The sequence below is a fragment of the Streptomyces sp. QH1-20 genome (genome assembly GCF_041283565.1).
Classification (GTDB): domain Bacteria; phylum Actinomycetota; class Actinomycetes; order Streptomycetales; family Streptomycetaceae; genus Streptomyces; species Streptomyces syringius.
Genome location: NZ_CP166300.1, coordinates 14,682 through 36,812 on the forward strand (window position 1 = coordinate 14,682; position 22,131 = coordinate 36,812).

Annotated in this window: 23 protein-coding genes, 1 tRNA gene and 5 pseudogenes; 12 read left to right on the top strand and 17 right to left on the bottom strand. The window is 67.2% G+C overall.

The window, feature by feature from the left end; genetic code table 11:
* Positions 1-9: 9 nt before the first annotated feature.
* From AB8O64_RS35435 to AB8O64_RS35460, 6 genes are all read right to left on the bottom strand, one after another.
* Positions 10-378: a MazG-like family protein gene (locus AB8O64_RS35435; RefSeq protein WP_370424091.1), complete on the bottom strand. Its 369-nt coding sequence runs from the start codon at positions 376-378 to the stop codon at positions 10-12.
* Positions 362-1,207: a class I SAM-dependent methyltransferase gene (locus AB8O64_RS35440; RefSeq protein WP_370424092.1), complete on the bottom strand. Its 846-nt coding sequence runs from the start codon at positions 1,205-1,207 to the stop codon at positions 362-364. The genes AB8O64_RS35435 and AB8O64_RS35440 overlap by 17 nt, the downstream gene beginning before the upstream one ends.
* Positions 1,204-2,010: a hypothetical protein gene (locus AB8O64_RS35445; protein ID WP_370424093.1), complete on the bottom strand. Its 807-nt coding sequence runs from the start codon at positions 2,008-2,010 to the stop codon at positions 1,204-1,206. Before AB8O64_RS35445 ends, AB8O64_RS35440 begins: the two co-directional genes overlap by 4 nt.
* A gap of 525 nt (positions 2,011-2,535) precedes the next feature.
* A complete protein-coding gene (locus tag AB8O64_RS35450) occupies positions 2,536-3,195 on the bottom strand; it encodes a hypothetical protein (RefSeq protein ID WP_370424094.1) in 660 nt (219 codons plus the stop codon).
* Positions 3,196-3,274: 79 nt separating this feature from the next.
* Positions 3,275-4,627, bottom strand: a complete 1,353-nt coding sequence (locus tag AB8O64_RS35455; RefSeq protein WP_370424096.1) for an NF041680 family putative transposase — start codon at positions 4,625-4,627, stop codon at positions 3,275-3,277.
* Positions 4,628-4,835: 208 nt separating this feature from the next.
* The gene (locus tag AB8O64_RS35460) at positions 4,836-5,375 is read right to left on the bottom strand and encodes a CbrC family protein (protein WP_370424097.1); all 540 of its coding nucleotides are present in this window, start codon (positions 5,373-5,375) and stop codon (positions 4,836-4,838) included.
* A gap of 938 nt (positions 5,376-6,313) precedes the next feature.
* Between AB8O64_RS35460 and AB8O64_RS35465 the strand changes: the two genes are divergently transcribed.
* From AB8O64_RS35465 to AB8O64_RS35520, 12 genes and pseudogenes are all read left to right on the top strand, one after another.
* Positions 6,314-6,517 carry a hypothetical protein gene (locus AB8O64_RS35465; protein ID WP_370424098.1) on the top strand — a complete coding sequence of 68 codons (204 nt, stop codon included), beginning with the start codon at positions 6,314-6,316 and terminating at the stop codon, positions 6,515-6,517.
* A gap of 253 nt (positions 6,518-6,770) precedes the next feature.
* Positions 6,771-7,028 (top strand): hypothetical protein, encoded by a 258-nt coding sequence (locus AB8O64_RS35470; RefSeq protein ID WP_370424099.1) that lies wholly within the window; start codon positions 6,771-6,773, stop codon positions 7,026-7,028.
* Between the two features lie 2 nt (positions 7,029-7,030).
* Positions 7,031-7,408, top strand: coding sequence for a hypothetical protein (locus AB8O64_RS35475; protein WP_370424100.1), 378 nt, complete (start codon positions 7,031-7,033; stop codon positions 7,406-7,408).
* Between the two features lie 529 nt (positions 7,409-7,937).
* Positions 7,938-8,300 (top strand): transposase, encoded by a 363-nt coding sequence (locus AB8O64_RS35480; protein ID WP_370424373.1) that lies wholly within the window; start codon positions 7,938-7,940, stop codon positions 8,298-8,300.
* Positions 8,192-8,416, top strand: coding sequence for a hypothetical protein (locus tag AB8O64_RS35485; protein WP_370424391.1), 225 nt, complete (start codon positions 8,192-8,194; stop codon positions 8,414-8,416). Before AB8O64_RS35480 ends, AB8O64_RS35485 begins: the two co-directional genes overlap by 109 nt.
* Before the next feature lie 450 nt (positions 8,417-8,866).
* Positions 8,867-9,124, top strand: coding sequence for a hypothetical protein (locus AB8O64_RS35490; protein ID WP_370424101.1), 258 nt, complete (start codon positions 8,867-8,869; stop codon positions 9,122-9,124).
* A 42-nt stretch (positions 9,125-9,166) separates the two neighbouring features.
* Positions 9,167-9,460, top strand: a pseudogene (locus tag AB8O64_RS35495) (hypothetical protein); the annotation flags it as partial.
* Positions 9,461-9,843: 383 nt separating this feature from the next.
* Positions 9,844-9,993, top strand: a pseudogene (locus AB8O64_RS35500) (RNA-directed DNA polymerase); the annotation flags it as partial.
* A 615-nt stretch (positions 9,994-10,608) separates the two neighbouring features.
* A complete protein-coding gene (locus tag AB8O64_RS35505) occupies positions 10,609-11,061 on the top strand; it encodes a hypothetical protein (protein ID WP_370424102.1) in 453 nt (150 codons plus the stop codon).
* Positions 11,062-11,227: 166 nt separating this feature from the next.
* On the top strand, positions 11,228-12,235 hold the full coding sequence (locus AB8O64_RS35510) for a YdcF family protein (protein WP_370424103.1): 1,008 nt from the start codon (positions 11,228-11,230) through the stop codon (positions 12,233-12,235).
* A 146-nt stretch (positions 12,236-12,381) separates the two neighbouring features.
* On the top strand, positions 12,382-12,648 hold the full coding sequence (locus tag AB8O64_RS35515; RefSeq protein ID WP_370424104.1) for a transposase: 267 nt from the start codon (positions 12,382-12,384) through the stop codon (positions 12,646-12,648).
* The gene (locus AB8O64_RS35520; RefSeq protein WP_370424105.1) at positions 12,645-13,037 is read left to right on the top strand and encodes a transposase; all 393 of its coding nucleotides are present in this window, start codon (positions 12,645-12,647) and stop codon (positions 13,035-13,037) included. Before AB8O64_RS35515 ends, AB8O64_RS35520 begins: the two co-directional genes overlap by 4 nt.
* On the opposite strand, the pseudogene AB8O64_RS35525 reads toward AB8O64_RS35520, so the two are convergent.
* The 11 genes and pseudogenes from AB8O64_RS35525 to AB8O64_RS35575 form a co-directional block, all read right to left on the bottom strand.
* A pseudogene (locus tag AB8O64_RS35525) lies at positions 12,953-13,452 on the bottom strand (transposase); the annotation flags it as partial. The gene AB8O64_RS35520 and the pseudogene AB8O64_RS35525 overlap by 85 nt on opposite strands.
* Before the next feature lie 104 nt (positions 13,453-13,556).
* Positions 13,557-13,718 (bottom strand): annotated as a pseudogene (locus AB8O64_RS35530) (IS6 family transposase); the annotation flags it as partial.
* Positions 13,719-14,285: 567 nt separating this feature from the next.
* On the bottom strand, positions 14,286-15,899 hold the full coding sequence (locus AB8O64_RS35535; protein ID WP_370424106.1) for a hypothetical protein: 1,614 nt from the start codon (positions 15,897-15,899) through the stop codon (positions 14,286-14,288).
* 19 nt (positions 15,900-15,918) lie between these two features.
* On the bottom strand, positions 15,919-17,694 hold the full coding sequence (locus AB8O64_RS35540) for a hypothetical protein (RefSeq protein ID WP_370424107.1): 1,776 nt from the start codon (positions 17,692-17,694) through the stop codon (positions 15,919-15,921).
* 15 nt (positions 17,695-17,709) lie between these two features.
* A complete protein-coding gene (locus AB8O64_RS35545; protein WP_370424108.1) occupies positions 17,710-18,642 on the bottom strand; it encodes a hypothetical protein in 933 nt (310 codons plus the stop codon).
* Complete coding sequence (locus AB8O64_RS35550) at positions 18,636-19,721, bottom strand: hypothetical protein (RefSeq protein WP_370424109.1); 1,086 nt, start codon at positions 19,719-19,721, stop codon at positions 18,636-18,638. Before AB8O64_RS35550 ends, AB8O64_RS35545 begins: the two co-directional genes overlap by 7 nt.
* Positions 19,722-20,276: 555 nt before the next feature.
* Positions 20,277-20,361 (bottom strand) — tRNA-Leu (locus tag AB8O64_RS35555).
* Complete coding sequence (locus AB8O64_RS35560) at positions 20,360-20,629, bottom strand: hypothetical protein (protein WP_370424110.1); 270 nt, start codon at positions 20,627-20,629, stop codon at positions 20,360-20,362. Before AB8O64_RS35560 ends, AB8O64_RS35555 begins: the two co-directional genes overlap by 2 nt.
* 378 nt (positions 20,630-21,007) lie before the next feature.
* On the bottom strand, positions 21,008-21,151 hold the full coding sequence (locus AB8O64_RS35565; RefSeq protein ID WP_370424392.1) for a hypothetical protein: 144 nt from the start codon (positions 21,149-21,151) through the stop codon (positions 21,008-21,010).
* A gap of 55 nt (positions 21,152-21,206) precedes the next feature.
* A pseudogene (locus AB8O64_RS35570) lies at positions 21,207-21,602 on the bottom strand (ISAs1 family transposase); the annotation flags it as partial.
* Positions 21,603-21,685: 83 nt separating this feature from the next.
* Positions 21,686-22,111, bottom strand: a complete 426-nt coding sequence (locus AB8O64_RS35575; RefSeq protein ID WP_370424111.1) for a transposase family protein — start codon at positions 22,109-22,111, stop codon at positions 21,686-21,688.
* Between the last annotated feature and the right edge of the window lie 20 nt (positions 22,112-22,131).

A 22,131-nucleotide genomic window follows, 5' to 3' on the forward strand; every position in this document is an offset into this window, starting at 1 on the left:
TGTCGTCGCCTACGCCAGGCCGGCTCGCCGGGCGACGGACTCGACGTGGGCCGCGAGCAGCGCCATCACGTCGGCTGGGGTGTCGTCGGCGGCGTGCAGGTGCTCGACGGCGCACAGGGCCGTCATCGCCACGTCCAGCAGTTCCCGCTCTACGTCGCCCATCGTCGCTGATTTCCCCTTGCGGGGGTTCTGGCCGGTGGCGCCGACCAGCGCGGTGATGACTTCGCCGGACTCCTCAGCGACCTTGGCCACCCGCCCCCACAGCAGAGCTTCGGGGTCCCGGGCCTGGTTCTCCGGCGAGCTGTCGATCCACTGCGACACGGCACGTACCCGCGCGTTCGTGTCAGCCAGCCGGTTGCCTTCAGCCCTCGCGGTCATCGGCGCGTCCCTCCTTGGTGTTGGAGGCGATCACCAGGACGTGCTCGGAGGCGCCGAGGACGCTCGGTTCCGCCTCCAGCCGCCTCAGTGCTCGCATGATCTGTGCCCTCGCGGCATCGTCTTGCATGCGCTCCGCGAGGTCCGGCAGGAGCTTCGCCGGCCCTTCCACGGCGAGCAGGGCCTGGACGTCGAGCCCGGCCCCGGCCGCTTCCGCCGCGAGTTCTTGCGGGGCGTGGAAGTAGGCGGTGGTGAAGAACTTCTCGAAGTCCCGTCGCGGGTTGCGGTGCTGCCCGGTGGCAAGGTGCGACTGCACCGCCTCCTCAGCCCCGGCCGCGCCCAGCTTGTTCTTCGAGAGCATCTCCCAGGTGGTGTAGTACCGGCAGACGCCCGCAGCGACGACGACCCCACCCGGGCGGAGCACCCTGCGTGCCTCGTTCCATGCCTGGTGCCGGTCGGCCGCCTCGACCAGGTGGTAGAGCGGCCCGAGCATCAGCACGGCGCCGAAGAACCGGTCAGGCCAGTCGAGGGCCCGTGCGTCGCCCGCCTCGATGTCCGTCAGAGGGCGGTCTGCTGCGCGCGATGCGGCCCGGGCCTGTTGGACGTGCAGGGGCACGGGATCGACGAGGGTGACGTCGTAGCCGGCCGCAGCGAGCGTCAGGGCGTAGATGCCCGCGCCGCCGCCGACGTCGAGAACGGATGCGGGGGCCGGAGGCAGGTGCCGCAGGAGGATGTCCGCGGTCCTGTGGAATTCGATGGACCTGCGGGGGTCACGGAGGCGCTCCTGCTCCGTTCCCCGGCTGTAGTAGAGCGCGATCTCTGGGTCGATCACCGTTTGCCTCCTGAGGAGTTGAGGTACCCATGTGCGGCCGTGGGCAGGGCGGCCAGGAGCAGGTCTGTGTACCGGCGCTGGAAGGCGTGGCGGCGGTCGCGGTCGTGGGCCGTTATCACCGGTCCGCCCGTCCGGTCGATGACCGAGGCTGTGGCGCCTCCTATGGCGGGGCTGTTCCCGACGAAGCTGACCAGCTTGAGCTGCATGACCACATACAGCCCGCCCGTATCGATCACGGGACGGTCGCCCGTTGCCGGCTGTGGGGTGAAGAGGGCGAGGTTGTAGCTGAGTCCTCCCAGCGTCAGGCACCGGTTCGCGACGTCTGAACGGGAGGCGAGCAACCGCATCTCCTTGGCCGTCACATCCCGCAGGACGCGTCGCAGATGGACAAGGCCCGTCCGGGCGCCCGGGGACAGCCAGGCCAGGTCATCGAGGCCCCGCTTGACGTCGTCGGCGTGCAGCAGCCGGGGGCGCTCCCATGAGCTGGGGGCGTCGTTGGAGCCGGTGAAACACCGGCGCAGGGAACCGTAGACGCCTGTTGCGGTGTCGTGGAGCGCCCGTAGGAGCATCCGGCACTCGCGGGTTGAGGCGAAGTTCCAGCCGGGTATGCGGATCTTCAGGCCGACGGGCAGGGCACGGGCCGCGTCGCGCGCGGGGTCGGGCCCCAGGAGGCGGCAGCCGTCCGGCAGGACGGTGTCCCGCAGGGCGTCCGTCATTACCTGATGCGCGAGGTAGGCGGTCGGGTCCACCAGCGAGCGGCGCATGGTGACGTCCGTGATGTCCGCCAGCCGTACGGGTGCCACGGTGCGCCGGAGGGGTTCTGGCCAGCAGTTGAGGTGCCAGTGCAGTGCGCTTGTCCCACCACTGCCCGTTGTCGCGGTCGAGCGTCGGGTCGTGGTTCCAGCTCACCGTGACGCGGCCGCCCTCGAGCCCGAAGCGCCGCAAAACCGCGGGGTCGGAGAGGAGAACGGTGAACGCCCGAGCGGCCCGCAGGAGTGCTACGAGGACCAGGTCGGGGGTGTCGCTGACGCTCCGGCGAATGACGTCGTCCCTGGCCACCAGGAGCATCACGTCGTACAGGCTGTGCGGGAACGCTTTATCGATCACGGCGAGCCGCTCCCGTTCCCCGTCGACGGACAACTCCCGGATGATGTTGGGGTGGTAGTGGTCGCGGTAGCCGCCGAGGTTGCACCGCTCGGCCGGCGGATCGGCGAGACGAGGGGCCGGAAGAGCCGGATTGACCGGCAGCTCCCACGCCGCGCGGGGGTAGAGCGCGTCAAGCCCGCCCGTCCCGGATGCCGTGCCCCGTGGTGGCGTCGTCGGGTCGGTCACCGCGGACCACTCCCCCATGGCGCAGGCGGAAGCAGGATGAGGTCGCGGCTGCAGGCGATGGCTTGGCCGGCAGCGACGCCCATCATGGCTGCCTGGACGATGCCCTGGGCGATCCCGGCCGCGTCCCCGACCACGTACACGGGCAGGCCCGGGACGCGGCACCCGGTGTCGATCTGCGGCCGCTCCCAGAGGAATTCCAGTTCGGGCCCGATGACGAGCACTTGGTCGTGGAGGTCCGCGACGGTGGAGGGGGTGCGGGAGTGGGTGAGGATCGAGGCCATGAGCCGCTCGAAACCCGTCACGAGGCTTTCGTGCTCGCCCCTGGTGAACAGCTCATCGACCCGGCCGGTGACCAGGTCCCGCACGGACGGCTGGAACGGCAGGCGCTCCTGCAAACCGGCCCAGTCCGCGGCGTCGCCCTTGCAGTGGAGGAAGGCCCCAAGGGTCTGTGCGAAGGGGCGGCCGCGGGCCAGCTTTCGGTAGGTCGCGAGGAAGGAGTCCCGGGCCTGACGAGCGGTCCCCCGGTTTTGGACCTGGCACAGCAGGCCGAAGTTCGCCGCGAGAGGCCGCTCACCGGCCACCCGCTCGGTCGTCTCGTGCCCGTCCAAGGTGATCACCGGATCGCCGAAGGCCGACCCGTAGTTCGTGAACTTCACCCGCCCACCATTTCCGCCGCCGCAGAAGCAGAACGTCTTGGTCTTGTTCTCAGCTTGTTCTTTATGGTCTGAGTCGGTTTCATTCGGTGATGCTCTCGGGTCGTTTCACGGTCTTGCCCACGTCGTAGCGAGTGGCGGGCCACCGGTTCTTCGAGCCAAGCGGCCTTCCAGGGCCGGGACGTGATGGTTTCGGTGCACGGGCCGGACAGTGCAGGTGCGGGCGGAGGTTCCGAAACCCTCTGCGGACTCGGGCCGGGGTGAGCCGGCCGGGCTCGGCGGGCTTCTCCCACGGCCGCCGCAAGTCGGCGGCGGCGTCGCGCAGAAGGCGGATCTGGGTGTGCGCGGCGATGATCAGCCAGGTCCAGCGCTCGCCGGCCTCGGGGGTTCGCAGCTTCGGACGGGTCCACCCGAGGGTCTGTTTCATCATCCTAAAGAGGTGTTCGATGTCGAATCTCCTCAGGAACGCCTGCCAGCGCACGTCGATGTCCTCGCTGTTCAGGCCGGTGGCGGACGACCAGAGCCAGAGCGGGAGCGGGTCACCTCCGCCGGGCAGGCGGTCGACCTGGAGGCGGATCAGCGTGCCTTCGATGACGGGGAGCTCGCCGGTGTGGCCGATCCACGCGGAACGGGTGGTCAGGCGGGGGTGGATACGGTCCCAGGCCATCGCGCGGGCGGTGCCGTACCGGTCGGTGACCTGTACGGTTGCCGCGTCCGGCTCGCCCCAGGTCTCCGGCTTGGCGAAGCGGAACTCCTTGCCGTGCTTCGGCGGGCGCCCGCCCCGGGGATAGGCCAGGGCGTACTCCTTGAGCGAGGGCGTCGGCCGTCGCATCACCCGGTCCGAGCGCATCCGTCCAAGGACCTCGACCGGGAGGCCGTCGAGGAGGTGGGCCATGCGCGGGGCGTCGTAGCCGGCGTCGAAGACAATGAGGATGTCGCGGTCGCCGAAGTGCCAGCGGCCCATCTCGATCAGGTCGGTGACCACTCGGCGGAGCTGGGCGGCGGTGACCTCGGCGACGTCGTCCTCGGGTCCGAGACGGACGGCGTCCAGGAGTTGGCACCAGGACGTCCGGCCCGATTCGAGGGCGGCGACGAACGAGTACGGCCAGCCAGGGATGAACTGGTCCGAGGACCGTCCGCTGCGGCCGTAGACATGGCAGAACAGGCGGTCCGCGCTGGTCGGCGCGTCGGGGCGGAGCCAGTTGCTGACGTCGACGGCCAGGACCAGGCGCCCGTCGGCGGCCCGCGGCATCGGTAGACCAGCCAGCACCTGCCGCAGCCGGGGCACGTCCACGTTCCCGCTGTTCATCGCCTCGTACATCGCGCCGTGCCCACGCCGGTGCTCGGCCACCAGCGTCAGGTCCACCGGCGACGTCACCGGGCCATCCGCGCACAGCAACGCGTCCACGAGCTCGAACAGCTCGTCCCCACGCATGGTCAGGCAGTCGAATAAGTCCTCCCGGAAACGTGACGCGCATGTGAACGCTTCCTGCCGGACCTCGTGGTGCAGCAGAATCACCTCCGACGGCGGTCCTGGGGCTGGTGAGCCCTGTGCTTTTGATCAGCACGAAGGATCACGCCAGGGCCGCTGGCCCCGTGCACCGAACTCCCGGGTGAGTGACACTGTTCGACTGTCTGTGCGCTTACGGGCAGTCGGAGTAGGCGAGGTAGGCCGCGCAAGACCGGCACCGGAAGAGATACGCCGTCGGCTGATCGTCCTTGTCCAGCGAGCTGAGGTAGTGCTCGGCCTGGTCTGGCGGCCAGCCCCAACCGGCTGTCTCCGCCTGAAGCGTCTCCAGTGCGTCAGGGTGAGCAGCGAGTTCGGCGGCCCCGACCACGCCCAGGAACGCGGCGCCGTCGCCGCAGTGGAACAACCACTGGGGTTCCTGCCACGCGGCGAAGCCCGGCGTGTGCCTGTCGACGGCCTCGAGGACCTCCAGGGACACGTCGTCGCCCAGACACGTTCCCGCCGTGAAGTGGGCGTCGAACCGTTCTGCGACGCTGCCGTCCGCGATGCACCACGGGCACAGACGGCCCGTGAGCTCCTCAGCCGCGTAGACCGGGCCTCTGTAGATGTACCCACGCTCTTTCCCACAGCAGACGCAGGCCGCACCAGAAGGAACCACCACGCCCGTGGCGACGGGGTCGGGGTGGTACGGGAACTCAGGAAACAGCTCAGTCACAACCCGTAACCATAACGGCCGTCGCGAAACGATCAGTCACGCGGACCATAAGGCACAAGCTGATACGGCCCTGCGGCCCAAGGCTCTTTCTACGCCAGCTACGGCCCGCACCGCGGCCGCGCGACCTGGTGGACCCGCTACCTCGAGTACCTGTGACGGCCGTGTCCGCCGCTCCCGGCGATCCACCATTGATGGCACACGGTCAAGGCGTGACGCCACAGGACAGCCTGTCCCGGTAGCCACGCCGACGCCGACGCCGACTTGCCGGCCCGGCCCCGCACCCTCCTTCGGCCAGCGTCCCTGTCGGCCGCGTCCGGCTGTCTCCCGCATGCCGTGGCGGGCGCCGTGACCGTAGGCTGGGTGGCCCGCCCCTGGGGGGGCCAGGATGCCTGAATGCCCCGCCCTGTCTGGTCCGGCGTGAGTTGATCGGTATCTGCCCAGCTCAGGCCGTTGCCGTCTGCGGGAGCCCCTCGGCTGAGGTGGCTCCAAAACTCGGCGGAGAGGTGGCTCCCACAGACCTCGAAGAACTCAGGTCCGACGCGATCTCGCGTCTCGCGGAGGTCGTGCACACGGCCGCCGACGCCCGCCCGGACCTGCGCGCCCCCACTGCCGTGTAGTCACCGGCCCCTGGATGCCCCTGGTGCTTGGCCTCACGGGTTGCCAGGGGCATCGCCGTGCCCGGGGGCACGGACGGGTCCCCACGGCGGGGTGGGAGCAGGGTGTGTGGGGCCCCAGGCGCCTTCCCTATAGGAAGCACCGGTTTCAACGAGTAGGAGGTGGAACGGTTTCGCAGTCGGCCGGGACGGTGCGTAGAGGACTCGGGACGAACGTTCCGTCACCGGCCACACGCCGACCACCCGCCCCGAGCCTCCGCCACCCTACCGGCCACCCGGCCGGGCCTGCTCGGGCTCTGGTGGTGGCGCGGGATGATGCCTGCTATGGGCAAGCACGACCACCAGGACCGGGGCCAGGGCCGGGGCCAGGGGCAGGGCGGGGCCGCCGGGGTGGCGCGCGCGGTGCTGACCGTGGACCAGGCCCGCGAGGTGACGGCCGACTGCGGGAGGCTATGGACGAGGTCCGGCGCACGGTGGCGCTGCTCGCTGGGCGGGTCCGTGCCGCGCGCGCCGCCCGCGTCTGGCTGACCTTGGGCCATACGGGGACTTTGATTCTGGAAGTCGCCCCCGCGTACCTGTCCGCCCTGGAGGCGACCGAGGCCCTGGAGCCGTTGTGCGAGCAGATCGGCGAGTTCCTGCGGCGGGTGTGCAGGTTGGCTCATGGCGCTCTGTCGGGCTCCATGAGCGGCCGGGGGCTGGACGGGCCCCAGGACGGTGCGTCGGTACGGGTACGTACCCGTACCCGTACGGGTACCCTGGGGAGATGGAAAGGAGTGCCACTATGTCCGACGCCAACGTCCGTATCCCTGCCGAGGCCCGCGACCGCCTCGCCGCTGTAGCGGAGGCTGAAGGCCTGTCCCTGCGCGCCTACCTCGCCCGCCTCGCCGAGACCGTCCTCACCCCGCAGGAGCGCGCCGAGCGGGCCGAGAAGGCCCGTGCAGTCCTGCACGAGTGGACCGGCTACAACCCCACGGAAGCAGAGGCCGCCGAGTTGGATGCTGAGCTTGACCGCCGCCTGAACGCCGCGAAGGCCGCCTGATCGTGCCCGAGCCCGTCCACGTCGTCCTCGACACCACCGGCCTGGCCGCCATCGGCGGCAACCTGCTCACCTCCCGGCTCATCCACCGCGCCCACACCGACCCCGGCTGGCATCTCTACACCACCACGTGCGCGCTCGTCGAAGCCGACCGAGCCCGCCCGGGCACCGCGGTACACATCGCCCAGCTGCCAGGCGTAACCGTCCTGAACCTCGACCTGCCTGCCGCGCTGGTCGTCGCCGACGCGTCGACCTGGGGTCCCGCCCACACCCTGTACGCGGCCCAGCCCACTCCCGACAGGCCCTCCGGTGCGTACGTCGCCACCACGACCCCCCAAGAGTGGGAGGGCAAGCCGGTCCGGGTGATCGACCTCAATCCCTGACCCGTGCATGGTGTGACCGGCATAGAGGGCATCGGTCACACCGTAGACAAGTTATGGCGTCAATCAGCAGCGTCTCCGCGTTCCCCGATGAGGCCTGGGCGACGCCCTGGCGCGGGTCGGGCAGCCTGACCAGCCGCTCCGCCAAAGAGAGTCCCGGACACCCTGCCAGCGACGGCGACTTGACGAGACAGACGGTGGCAGGCTGGCGGCACATCGAGGCTCCGGTTCTGAACGGTGACGGGCAAGGTCATCCGTCCACTACGGGAGCCTCGATCTGTTCGTGGCGGCACCCACCGACATCGTCACCACCCCGTGACCAGCACCTTCACCCACCTACCAAGGCTTTGGAACAGCCCTGGACTCTGGTGCGTAATTCGGCCTGGTGATCTCTTCTTCTCCGGCACGCTTGCGGTAACGAGTCGTGTAGGCCGAGGAGTTGGGCATGTCGTTGCAGGCGGGTGGCCTGCCGGAGATCCCGGTGGAGACGGTGCGGGCGGCGCGTGCGGTGTTCCCCGAGGGGATGCTGGCGATGCGGGTGCGGGATCGGCTTGCAGAGCTGTTCACCGACGAGCCGTTTGCCACGGGATATGGCTCCCGGGGGCGACCGGGACTGCCTCCGGGAGCGTTGTCGCTGGTGACGGTGTTGCAGTTCGCGGAGAACCTCACCGACCGGCAGGCCGCAGTGAGGGCCGCACGGGCGATCCACTGGAAGTACACGCTCGGCCGAGAGCTGACCGAGCCCGGCTTCGACCACACGGCCTCGCGCGCTTCCGGGAGCGGCTGGTGGAGCATGGCTGGGAGCGGCTGCTGTTCGACCGTCTGTTGCACTACTGCCAGCAGGAGGGCCTGGTGGCCGCCGGTGGCGCACAACGTACCGACTCGACCCAGGTGATCAGCGCGGTTCGGGAGCTGAGCCGGCTGGAGTTGCTGGGCGAGAGCGTCCGCGCGGCGCTGGAGGCCCTGGCCACAGCAGCCCTGGCTGGCTGGCGGAGTCCTTCCCGACGGTAGTGCTGGGCGGGTGGGCCGAACGCTACGGGCCCAGGATCAACAGCTGGCAGATCCCGTCGGCCAAGACCAAGCGGGAGCGGCTCGGCGCGGTGTTCGCCGCCGACGCCTACGCGATCTGCTCCGCAGCCTGGGAGGATCGGGCCCCGATATGGGTGCGCGAGATCGAGCACGTCGAACTGCTGCGCCAGATGCTGGTGCAGACGGCCGTGGCCGATGGCGATGGACGCGGGCGGGCGTCCGGTACTGCGGCTGCGGGAGGAACCCGACGGCGTCCCGCCCGGTGCGTTACGCCTGGCCTCCCCTACGACACCGATGCCCGCTGGGGCAGCCACGGGCAGCACGAGGGGTCGCGACGTGTTCTGGCTCGGCTACACCGCACACCTCACTGAAACCTGTCGGCCCCACGACAGCACTGCCGACCCGCCTCCAGGCCCCAACCTGATCACCGATGTGCACACTACCCACGCCGCCGCGCCCGACCTGACCGCCACCGCCGGGAGCGGACGTCGCTTGACAGCCCGCGGCCTCGCCCCGGCCGAGCACTACCTCGACGCCGGCTACCCCAGCAGCCGCATCGTGGCGGACGCCGCCGCCCACGGCACCACCATGATCACTCCACTGCCGCAGGGCAGCACCCCCGCCCCCGCCGGTTTCCGCCACGACGCCTTCCGCATCGACTGGACCGCCCGCCAGGCCCCCTGTCCGTAGGGCAAGACCAACAGCGGCTGGTATCCCTGCCGACAGCACGGCCAGGACGCCATCGTCGTGGAATTCGCCCGCGCCGACTGCCGGCCCTGCCCGGTACGCGCCCAGTGCACCACCGCCAAGCGGGGCTTCCGCAGCCTGTCGATCCACCCCGACCCCCGCCCTCCACGCCACCCTGCGCACCGCCCGGGCCACCCAGCACACCCCCGACTGGGAGCGCAAGCACGCCCTGCGCGCCGACATCGAGGGGACGATCAACCAGGCCCTGGACGTCGCCAATCTGCTCCAGGCGCGCTGCCCCAAACGCGCACCCGACTCATACGCCTCTACACCGGCTGACCCCCTGACCAGCCGAATTACGCACCAGAGTCGCCCTGGCCTCTGGTGCATAATTCGCCGGATCTGCACTCCGTCACCGGCGACGCTGCCGCACGTCGTTGCGTGCAGGGCACGAGGCCGGGCCCCTGACGGCACAGCACCACTCCCTCACACTCCGTAATTGCACACCAGAGTCCCTGCCGCGCGACCCGCTCCGTCAACACCGGAACCCCATACCTGGGCCTGGCCCACAACGACGTCACGGATCACCCCACCTGCTCCCCGCGAACGTCACCCCGCTCTCACGGTCCCACCCGGACAACGATCACGCCAGACCGACCGTGAATAGACCAGCAGAGTCACTCCGGGGGACAGCTCAGCATGAACCCCACCATGCCGACCTGTCGGCCAAGCTCGTCGGCGGCGAGGTGATGCGTCTCCTTCTGGAGTCATACTTCGAGCCGCAGTTCTCCGACCCGCCCTGCGGGTTCCGCCCCAAACGGGGCTGTCACACCGCTTTGACGGAGGTGGGCAACACCTGGACGGCTACGACCTGAACCGTCCCTGCCCATCCTCCAGGCGGCTTGGCATCCGGGAGTGCCCCTACCTCCTGATGGCGACAGTGACAGCTCATGTACGACTTAAGGGGTATATAGGCATAGATCGTGGGAGTGACGCATTCACGGGGCCGAGGGGTAAGGATGGAGGAAGACTAATGCCCATTACGCAGGGAGATGCTGTGGACCACAAGCCCGCCGTCGTCTCAGCCGCTACGGCCCTCATCGCGCTGGTGGCTCTGCCTGCCTGCTCCGACGCCAGGGGCCGACGGGCGCAATCCGCGACGGACCATCGGGCGCTGTGGTCCTCGTGCACCGCCGAGCAGGCGCGGCGTGTCGGGCGGCGGGAACCCGGGCCGTATGAGTGGCGGACCGGCAGTCCGGTACGCGGCGAGTCTGCACGGCAACGCCCGTCCCGCAGGCGACGCCGCCGTCCCGTCACCGCCCACGGCTTCCCTGCGCTGCTCAGCAATACCCACGATCCGGCCACCAGGCAACGGCGTCTGGACTACCTGGCCCGCCCCGGCCCCTGACACCGGCCCCCACGCACCTCGCACACACGTACCTCGCACACACGGCATCCCATCAACACCGGAAGGCAGTCACCGCCCCATGGCCAAGCGCACCCGCGTCGTCGTCCTCAGCCTCGGCACCCTCATCGTTCTGACCGCGGCCACGGCAGTGGCCCTTCTACTCTCGGACAAGCTGCTCGACGGGCGACACGCCAAGGCCGACGCCTTCCCCACCGGCAAGGAAGCCAAGGAAACACGCCATACCCTGCCGCGCTGGCTGCCCGACGACGCCACAAACGTCAAGTGGAACTGGAAGACCACCGATGACGAACGAATGCTCAAGGCGGTTCTTCCGTCCGCCTCACTGCCGACCACCTGCACAGCCCTCAAATCCTCCGCCACCGCGCCCGTCCCTGACGTGAAGTCCGACTGGTTCCCCGACGACGCAGCCGGTAAGGCCACAGCCCGGTGCGACGGCGGCTACTACGCCTACCTCGACGGCACGACACTCATCGCCTGGCTAAACCAAGACGACGCACGCACGGCCCCCTAGGACATCCCGATCGGATCTTGCCTGGGGCGCGCGGTCCGGCAAACACTCTCCCACGCCCCCCTCCAGCGGCATTGTCGTCGGCTGCCCCCTCCGAGCCCGAGGCTCTCCGCACTTCCCGCCGCCCCCAGCCGACGACGCCGCCAGCTGACCGCGAGGAAACCGACCCTTGAACAGCATCACGCTCTACGCCGTCTCCTGCGCATTCTTCCTGGTCTTCCTGCTGAGCGTCCGCCAGGACCGGCGGCAGTTCCGCAACGCCGTCCTGCTCGGCATCACCCTCGTCTGCCTCCTCCTTGCCCTGTTCAGCACCCTCACTCATGTGCCGGAGCCCGTAGCCGAGTGGCTCCTCGCGCTCACCCTGCTGGTGCCCGTGGCGGGCTGCCTCTTGCTGAGCGCCTTCCTGATCGCCAACGGGACCACCATGATCCGCAAGGAGGGACGACGCCCCGGCAACCTTCTATCCCTGCTCGCCGGGCTGGCCATCGCCAGCACCTTCGTACTCCTCGCCGTCCTGCTCGGCGGCACCAGCGCCACCGGACAGCGAGCAGGCGCGGCCCTGCTGATGGTCGGCGGCTACATCTCCTTCATCTTCCTGAGTTTCCTCGGCTACGCCTTTCTCTACGGGCGCATCGCCGTACGCGGCAACGTGGACTACATCGTCGTCCTCGGTTCCGGGCTCATCGACGGACACCGCGTACCGCCCCTGCTCGCATCCCGACTCGACAGAGCACTCCAGATCCACCGCGCCCAGATCGAGCGCGGCGGGCCCGCCCCGACCCTCCTCACCTCCGGTGGCCAGGGCCCCGACGAAAAGCTGCCTGAAGCCCATGCCATGGCCGCCTGGCTCCGTGACCAAGGCGTTTCCGAGGAACACATCCATACAGAACCCCACTCCCGGACCACCACCGAGAACCTCGCCAACAGCCACGCCATCATGGACACCTGCACCCCTGATTACCGGTGCGTCGTCGTCACCAACAACTTCCACGCCTTCCGCGCCGCCATGACGGCCCGCACCCTCCAACTCGACGCGCAAGTCCTCGGCTCACCCACCGCCCGCTACTTCTGGCCGTCCGCCACCATCAGAGAATTCATCGCCATCTTCTGGACACACCGCGTCCTCAACCTCACCGTGTGCCTGTTCCTCGCCACGACTGCCACCATCCTTGTCTGAGCCTGTCCTACCTTCCAAGCGTGGGTCTGAGGCGGTTATTCGTAAGATCGTCGAGCTTCGGAGGCATGTCCTATAAGTCGCATAAGTCCGTGATCTGATGTTTCTGGCGGCGCCGGGTGGCTCCGCCGGTCGGAAGGCAAGATCGTGTGACTGAGCTCCACACATCCGAGGCGTCGTCCCAGGCCGCCGGGCAGGTCCCGGCCAAGCCGGTGAACGCCCTGGTAGAGCAGCTTATGGACTCTGCCGACGCCACAGGGGCTCCGCTGGCCGTCGAAGGCGGGCTGCTGCAGCAGCTGACGAAGTGGGTGCTGGAGTCCGCCCTGGAGGGCGAGATCACCGACCACGTCGGCTATGACAAGCACGATGCGGCGGGCAGGAACAGCGGCAACAGCCGCAACACTCCGACCGCTTGACACAACATAGGGGCTTCGGCACCTCGGCGAAGACCGTCCTGACCGACGTCGGATCGGTCGAGGTCGAGGTGCCCCGGGACCGCAACGGCGCCTTCGAACCGCGGATCGCCCCGAAGGACGCCCGTCGCCTGTCGGGCTTCGACGAGCAGGTCCTGGCGCGCTACGCCTGCGGCATGACGGTCTGCGACATCCGCTCGTATCTGGCGAAGGTGTACGACACCGAGGTCTCCCCGGACCTCATCTCGAAGGTGACCGGCGCGGTCAGCGGCGAGATCACCGCATGGCAGTCACGCCCGCGGAAGCGCGGCCGGTTCTGCCAGCTGGCCACCTCGTCCGCGATCACGTCGGTCACCTTCGAGATGAGGTCCGGGGACACCTCCGCGCCGTAGACCTCGGCCGGTGGGCGGTGATGCCACGGGTCGTCATGCCGCGTGCATGCAGCGACAGGATCATCTCGTCGACCTGGCCCAGCCGCCGGGTGCCCTTGGGCACGATCCGCGGCTCGTACTCGCCCTTGCGGCCGTGGGGCACCTCCAGCTCGACCGGGCCGGCCGTGGTGGTTACTGTCTTCGGATACGAGCCGTTCCGGTTGTTACCGCTGCCCCGTCCGGCCGGATCCCCGGCCTCGTAGCCGAGATGCTCGCTCAGCTCGGCCTGCAGCGCCCGCTCGATGACCTACTTCATCATCTGCTGCAACAGCCCGTCCCGGCCATCCAGAGGAATCCTGGAGTCCTTCGCATCCGCGATCAGCGCATCGATCGCCTCCGGCGACAGCACCCGCTCCACAGCCTCGGCGCGGTGCATCTCGTCGTCCTGCCTCAATATCACGGTGTGTCACTTTCCGTTCAGGGCAGGAACCGGACGCAAGAGGAGCAATCATCCCCTACTCACAACACTCTGGTGTATACCCTCCGGGCGCGCAGTCCGTTGGCGTACGTTTGCCCGAAATTCCGGGTCCACTGCCGCACCGTCTCGTACGACACCGTGACCCCGCGTTCGAACAGCAGCTCCTCCACCTCGCGGAAGGAGAGGGGGAAGCGGAAATACAGCCAGACGGCGTGCGCGATCACCTCCGCCGGATAGCGGAACCCCCGGTACGGCCGAGGGTTCCGGTGCCGCGGACGCGGCCGGAAAGGGGCCCCTTCCGTCGCCGTCGATGTGCCGGCCCTCGATGTTGCGGATGCCGAGGTTGAGCATCTTCAGTGCCGCGTCGTCGGACGGGAAGTGCCCGGAGGTCTTGACGAGTTTGCGCAGGGAACTTGAAGCCGCCCTGGGGATACCCGCCACGAAACTGGTCGGCGACATCACCGCTCTGCCCACGTCCGAGGGCTGGCCCCACCTCGCCTGTCGGCTCGACCTGGCCACTTGCGAGGCCGTCGGCTACTCGCTGGCCGATCACCATCACACCGACCTGGTCGCCGATGCGCTGAGGACGGTCGCGGGCCGGGGCCGGGCTGCACAGCGCCTTCGGATCGCGACAGCGATTACACGAGCAGTTAATTCTGCTGTGCAATAAGCGAGTTTGGGCTCCGGTGAAACTGCGGACACACGGGATCTTGCTTCGACAATGCCGCCGCGGAGAGTTTCTGGGCCCCACTCAAAGAGATCGGCACCCGCGTCCGACCCGACCGGGCCGCCTAAACCCTATGACTGCGAGGGATCGGAACCTTGCGGCAGGCGGAATTCAAGCGAGCGTTTAGCTTGATCACCCATCTCGCATAGGCGTCTGGATTATTCAATTCGAGTTTCGCTCTCACCAACTCTACCGCGTGATCTTCACGCCTCTTTTGACTCCAGTCTCGCCCGTCGAATTTCGGTGCAGGCTTTCTCATCTGAATCAGGTCCGACTCCGGCCCGGTCAGTTCGCCAAGCACACAGAGCCCCTCCTTCATATCGAAGTCAAGATTCCCCGTTTTACGCAGCGCCCATTGGGCCGCTCGACACATTCGTTGCACGTACTTCGATGATTGAATATACGCATTTCCTGCCGAATTGCGATAGTGGCGCATATCTTTGAGGAAGTCGCCTAGCTGTTCGGTGAAGGTGACCAAGAATTCATCGCGGTGCATTTCTTCCGGCTCGTGCAGTCTAGCCTGCTGTACGCCGACGACGTCAAAGATCGCGCTGCCAGAATGGTACGCTTCCATAGCGAACATCAAGGCGAGACAGAACTCGCCCATCGCTTCCATGTAGGCGTCGAACTGTGCCTGGTTGTCGAGGTTAAGCTCTCCGGGATTGGCGTTTCGGTAGGTTCTGAGTTTCCTCCTGGCCGACAGCGTATAGCGCGTATACAGAGCGTTCCGCACATTCATCACGCGTGAAGCGTCACGCGTGTCGGCGACATCGACCTTGATGAGCAGCGAATCGGTGGTCTCGTTAGCCCGGAGCGCTTGGCCCAAACCGGTCAGCACTTCGCTGGCGAACCTGTTAACTAGCGCATCGGCCGTGTCTAGGCGGCGTTCGAGATCCTCTAACAGCGGGCCAGAGCCCAGCCTCTCCCGCAACTCCTGCCGGTAGCAGTCCCACTGTACGGCGTCGGCATAGCGCCGGAGTTTAGTGAAGGCGAAGATGTCCTGTGCGCGGATCGCCACGTTCCAGGCGTCTGGGCTCGTCGGCCGGAAGTCGGCCTGCGACATGCCGCCCCAGAAGAAGTCGGGCTGAAAGCCGGTCTCCTGTAGATCGGTCAGCTTGTCGCTGGTCTGTTTCGCCTGGGAGGCGAGGTACGTGCGCCGAACCTGGTCGGCGATGCCGGCATTGGCGCTGTGCAGCAGTCCCTTCGTCGCCAGGCTTTCGCGGACCGGAAGGTATTCGCCGACGTACAAGTTGGTGTCGAACACCACCCCTGACGGATTCCCACCGAATCCGGTGGATGACAAGAACTCTTCGTTGAATCTGTTGACGAGGTCGACGTCGATCTGGCGTACGTCGCCGCTCATGGCGCCAACAGTGACGTCGAAGTCAGAGGTGAGGTTGTCGCTGCCGCAGACCAGGAATTTCACCTTTGCGCCGCCAGCATGGTAGCGCTGCCTCAGATCTTCGAGACGCTGGACGACCTCTTGCTCGCGGAAAGCGCCCACTGAGCGCATGTGGAAGGCGGTGAATTTGGTGTCGGTGGCGTACTTTTTCTTCGCGGTGTTCCAGTCGTAGTTGCAGGCGATCAGTTCCTGCTTTCCGACCTCCGGGTCGCCGGCCTGCTCCGTCGGCCCGGCATCGGTCAGTGGCTGAAGAATTATCTCGGTGACGTAAACCATGGGACACCCACCTCGTTGCTTAAAGGGCTGCGATTGTGAGTTGTGCCGCGTCCGCTCGAGCCGTAAGGAATGTCAACGTGGCGTTGTCCTTGGTGTTCTTCTGGTGGGTCAGGCTCACCTGGTGCAGCGACGGGTTCAGCTCGGCTGGCAGCTCAAACTGATCATTGGCTGTGACAAGGCGGATCACCTCGGCGGCTTCGACCGGTGGGTCGGCCGTCCATGTCCCGGAGATCGTCCGCAGGTTCCGCTCCGGATTGTCCTGGGCGTTGATGTCGAAGACCATCGACCTGGTGCCGGCGCCAGGGGGCAGCGTGAGGACCAGCTTGGTAGCCAGGCTGCGCGTCGTACCCAGGGTGACGGTCAGGACGGCGTCGACGTCCAGGCCGCCCATCCGCGCCGCCACATCGATGCGCACTGTGCCGGTCGCACTTGAGCCAGCTGACTTTTCCAGGTGCACCTGGAAGGACCGCACAGTGACATCGTCGAGCCAATCGGGGACCTCTTCCTCCGGCACGAAGATGCTGGCGACCTCCGTCATGGTCAGTTCGGGTGCGTCGACCCCAGCATCGAGTGTCCAGCCCCCGTGGGGATGTTTCGCTGCTCGAAACGGCGCGCGATGCTCCGCGGTGCCAAGGAGGAAGAAGCCACGGACGTCGATGGCGAAGCCACCCGGGCCAACGCCCATCAGCAGGCTCGGGCTGCTCAGTTTGATGTTGGTGGTGATCGGGACGTCGGCTCCTCTGATCGCGAACGCGATCGTGCAGTGCTTGTCACGGAGGTTCCCATTCGCACTGACGCTGCCGATGCCAGTCGGCTGGAGATCCAATCCAGCCAGCCGGTTCGCCAGCGCGTCACTGACTGTGGTCAGCGGGGTGTCCAAAGTGGCACGGAAGTCCAGGCTGGGCACCGCAACGGAGGCAGCGAGCGTGACCTCCTCCAGGAGGCAGCGTGCCTGCAGAGTGGCCGTCAGGCCACTGCCGAACGCCAAGACCGGAACAAACTCAACATCCTGCAGCGTAAGGCCGAGACTGCCGATATCGCTCTGCACTCGATCGGTGATCTTCACGCGGGCCCAGATTCCGGACGGCACCCTGGTAACTGGGTCGAGGCGGAGGCCGACCTCGGCCAGGGTCAATCCGCCAAGGGTGGACACTACGGATTCTACGGCCTGGGCCATCTCGGCCGGAATGTCGATCTTTGGGGTGCCCAGGTCGGGGAGGAGGTCTTTCAGTCCGGCCAGGTCGGACAGCTTGTGGTTCAGCGTTGCCACGACCTCCCGCGCGTACAGCCCGTCGTCACTCGCCCGTATCTCGAACGTGACCTCCGGCTTGTCGACATGGGTCAGCTCCACGTGGGCCCCGGTCGTCACCGCTGCCGTGCCGTCCAGGTCGGTGATCCGCAGGACGAGGACGGGACGGGTCAGCTTCAGCGCCTCATGCCAGTCGAGCCCCAGACGCAGATGGCCGCAGCGCACCGCGGCGGCGTCGAGCGTGACGCGCAGCTCGAGCTGAGTGACAGCCTTGCCCGGCCCCGGAGGGGCGTCGTCATGCTGAAAGGCCACCGTGGCCGATTGAGGCACATCGTAGCCGGGCAAAGCGAGCGTGCCGGTCACGGTTGCGGCCGACCGCTGCGCCCTCGCTCCTGCGATGGTGAGCACGTCCGGGTCAGGCAGGTACTCATCGAAAAAATATCTGATCTGATCGCTGGTCACCAGGTCGGTGCGCCGCAGTACCCAGTCGCCGTCCTCGGTCACCGTGTCCAGCAGTCGATGCAGGTCGCCGGAGGAGATCAGCATGGCCCACCTTCCATGTCACAGGCTCGGGATATCGACAGTGCGTGCGGCCACCCTGCTCGCCTCAACGGCGTCCGGGACATTGGGCTGGCGACGCAGCGTCACCATCCCCATGGTTCCGGGCCTTTGCGCTAAGCCCATGGCATTGACGGACACCAGGTCGGCCGCGCGGACCCAGGGGCCAAAGCCGGTACCCTCGCCATGCAGGGTCTCCGTTGTAAAGGGCCAACTATCGAAGGGCGAGGTGCTGCTCGCTCCAGGCTCGGGCAACGGCGTACCGATGACGATGCGCGTGGTCAGACCGCGATCGAACAACCGCTGGCCCTCCGGGACACGTAGGGTTTCGTTCTTGAGCGCGGCCAGCCCGGCGCTGGTAAACCCGCCGAGCACAACAACCTGGACGCTGCCGCTGGTCAAAGCCAGCGAGAGCCCCTGCAGTTCTGGAGTACGGGTGAAGTTGGCTGCAAACACATTGATCCGTGTCCCGTTGACTCGCTCCTCGTTGTTCTGATCACGGCCCAAAAAGTACCGGTCGGCATCCAGGTTGTACGCGTTGCGTTCCAGCGGGCGCAGCCTGGTGGGCATCTGAAGGTCGAGCCAGCGTCGCGTCTTCTCCGGGTACGCATCCATCTCGCCGGCGATGTAGACAGTCCCGTAGCTGAAGTTGTGGGCGATCTCACCGAGCAGGCCGCTGCACCGCTGGGCGGGCCCGGTCAAGAAGATGTAGTCGATCGTGCAGCCCATGGTGCCTTTATTGGGGTTGTGCCGCAACAGCTGGCTAGAAAATTTGCCGGCCACCTCTCTGTGGTCTTCAAAAGGATGAAAGTCAGGAAGTCCGCTATCGACGAGAATCGTCGTTGCCGATCCAGTCTCCGGGTTGTCCACTGCCATGAACACGGAGTTCACCTCGGGGAACAGTACGACTTTACTTGTACTGTCGGCGGCTACCATGTCATCTCCTGTGCCGGTACGAATGACTTCATGTCGCCATCGTCGGGTCTCCCTCCGGGATAGCCGGGTTGTCTCACGGTCGCGCCGTCCCAGTACTCGCTCTCCCCGGTCCACCCCGACGGAGGCTGGTAGTCGGATCCACCCGGGCCTTCTTCCGACGGCGGCAGCAGGTAGGAGAGCAGGCCGTCGTAACTCTTATCGGTGAACGGATTGAAAACCGGTCCGGAGACCGGATTCTTCTGCACCTCACCCTCGTCATAGGCCACCTTCACCTCAAAGCGCTGCCGTGAATCTTCGCTGTGCACGAAGGCGAACCGAGCTCGGCACGCCGCCCGGACCATGCTTCCCGGTATTTGCAACGGAGCCGCCCATAGCCCCCCGCGTGCCGCGCGTGCGCGTGCCTTTGCCGTGACGAACCGACACCTCGCAGGGTCAGCATCGCTAGCGAATAAACCACGGTCATCGCGCAACTGCTCAGCACAGTTGATTAAATACCTGGACCCCTCAATTGAATAGACCCAGATCTCATACCAGCCGTCCACGTCGGAGCGGCTCGCCTTGATCGATCGCAGCTGCTCCTTCTCGCTCTCGATCAGCGACCGGGTGGTGCCCGACACACCCGGGGGAAGCTTCGCGATCATCCCGTTCACCAACCCGGCATGCTGAGCGTCCGCACGAGAGAAGATCTCTTCCCCCACATCGGTGTGGCCGCTGACCGGCACGTGCTCCGTCCAGCGAAGGAGAATGTCTACCGCCCCGGGCAGATCCTCCGCCACGGAGATAAATCCGGTGGCCGGATCCAGCGAACAGGCACCCTCATTGGAAATATGCCGAACGATGTCGAAGAGTCTCCCCCATGAACTGAATCCATCACGGAACACATCACTCGGGCTCCGAGCATCCATGCGATACACTGTGGACGGGAATGGTGACCGTCGCCGAATAGGAAAAACAGGAACCCTGACCATGTAGAGCGCCTCCCGCATGAAGTCGAAGCCTTGGGTCTTTTCTAGCCTGATGGTGTGGTCCGTCAGTTGGTCGGCTCCGGAACGTGACGAAGCTTCTGGTAGACGGGTCATCGACCAAGATCAGCATGTTCGGCAGGAGCTCGGTGTGTTTGTCTCCGTCGTCGATCGATCTGTCCAGCCGTACCTTGCCTGGGGTTCCTGGTCGGGCGGCTGATGCACCCGGCGGTGCGGGATCGGAACCCGTCGGCGGCTGCCTGTGGGGCCGACCGGCCCTGGCGCGCCTGCGGTGCGGTGACCTCTATGCCCGATCCAGGTGCTTGCCGGTTCCTTTGGACGCCCGTGGAACATCCGCTGCCTCCTCGGCTCGCCCCACGACCGGACAGCGAGGTTGAAAGGGCGGGGCTACGGAGGCTCCAGCGCGAGCCCGGTCTCGGTGACGAAGCCGCCGAGGCCCCTGGAGCGGCGCTGGATGACCCGCATGTACCTCCCCTCGCAGATGCATGCCGTGAGGAAGTTTGAGGGCAGAGATACACAAGAAGTACGACGCCGGGTTCCGGGCGGGAGCGATCCGGAAGTCCCGGGAAACCGGGAAGTCAGTTGCCCGGGTGCCTTGAGGCCGCTTGTACAGCTCCGCTCATGAAAGGGGCCGGCGATGAGCGGTTGAGGTAAGCGAGGTGGCAGTCCAACCCACATGCCCCGAAGAGGGCGGCGGGTTTTAAGCCCGTTGCGTCTTCCGCTTCGCCACTCGCTCAAACTTCCCGCCCTTGATTTAGGCGATGACCGTCGCACACATAGTGATACCGCTTGTACCGGGGAGTGTGCGCCGTCAGCGGGGCATCCGGGTGACAGGACTGATTCATAAGCTGGCTGACGATGTGGCCTGCGGCCGTGACGGCGGGCAGCAGGTGGGCGGCGGGTGCGCTATCGGTGCGCGATCCGCGGGCGCTCTTGCCGTCCACCGCGACCGCCTGCATGCCGGTGAGGCCGTGGCCGAGCGGGTCGGAGAGGGCACCGGGCATACTCCACCAGCGCCCGGCGCAGGGCGGAAAACGAGGCCGGGCGGCGCACGCCGAGTGGCCCGCGGGCACGAAACCCCGGGCGGGCGAGGGTGTCCTGGGGCGCGTGGCGGGCCCCCTGCCCGATGGCCAGATAGGAACGGATTGCGGCCAGGACCGCGCAGGCGGCGGTCAGCAGGACCGAACCAAGGGGATCCCGCCGTCCGCGCCGATAACGCACATCGGGCAGGGTGCTCAACCGTGCGGCCCAGCCCGGACGTTCACGATACTGACGCGAGGCGACTTCACCAGACAGACGGGGGCAGACCGACGGCACATCGAGGATCCGGTGATCGGGCGACTTGGTACGTCCCCTTGATCATCGGCAGGGAACGATCTTTCTCAGCTGGTGGGCGTGATGAGGTCGAGTGCGTGCTCGGGGTGTGACTGGTAGTGATCGGTGGCTTCGGCGTGGTTGTTCCAGCCGACGAGGTGGGCCAGGGAGATTGCGAGGTTGCGGAGTATGGCCAGGGCCTCGGGGTGCATTTCCGGTGCGGACGCGGCAGGCGTCCTCGCGAAAGGCGGTGTCCCTGACGTGGTGCAGGGCTTCGGCCTGCCAGTGTCCGCGCACAGTGGCGGCGAGTTGGTCCGCGCCGGCCTGTTCGGCGTTCAGGCTGGTGACCGCGTAGACGCGTTCGAGGGTCACCTTCTGGGTGCGGACATCGCGGCGGCGGGCATAATCTGCAGGGCCTGCACGGCCTGCGGGAAGGCGAGGTGGTGGACAGTGGCGGCTTTGAGCCGACGGATCTCGTCCCGGCCGTGGCCGCTGGTGCGGGTCTTGTCCAGCAGCCGGATGTCCCGCCAGGGCAGGTTCTTCGGCTCGGCTTTGCAGGATGGGGTGGTTGCCTTTGACCACGGCGGTGTAGTGGGCGTTCTTGTCCTCGACGAGGAAGCGGGCGTGGTCGGTCTGTGTCAGCAGCGCGTCGAACGTGACCACGGTGCCGGTCAGGTCCAGCGGGGCGAGCAGGGGCTGGAACGCGGTGATTTCGTTGCTCTTGACGTCGACCTGCCGCTAGGCGATCACCATGCGCTCACCGTGGATGACGGCCGCGAGCAGGTGAATTGCGGTGTAGGCGGCGGTGCGCGAGCCGCGCAGGGACTTGCCGTCCACGGCCAGGGCCCGCAGCTCGTGGGCGGGTCCGAGGTGCCCGGCCAGCCAGGCGCCGAAGAGCTGGTCCAGGGCGTCGGCTTCGATCCGCGCCAGCAGCCGTCCCCACGTGCAGGCGCGGGGGGGGCGCTCGCACCCAGGCCCAGGCGGGAGCGGGTTTCCGGCCGCAGACCGGCGGTGGACCGGGCGATCGCGATCAGGCTGGGCGCACCGCCGAGCACCGCGAGCGTACATAAGGACAGCAGCACGCCGAGCCGGTAGCGGCGTCCTTGCCGACGTCGCGGATCGGGCAGCGTATCGAGCACGTCTGCCCGACGCGCCAACTCCCACGGCTCCACGTCCGGGACGTCCGCGATAG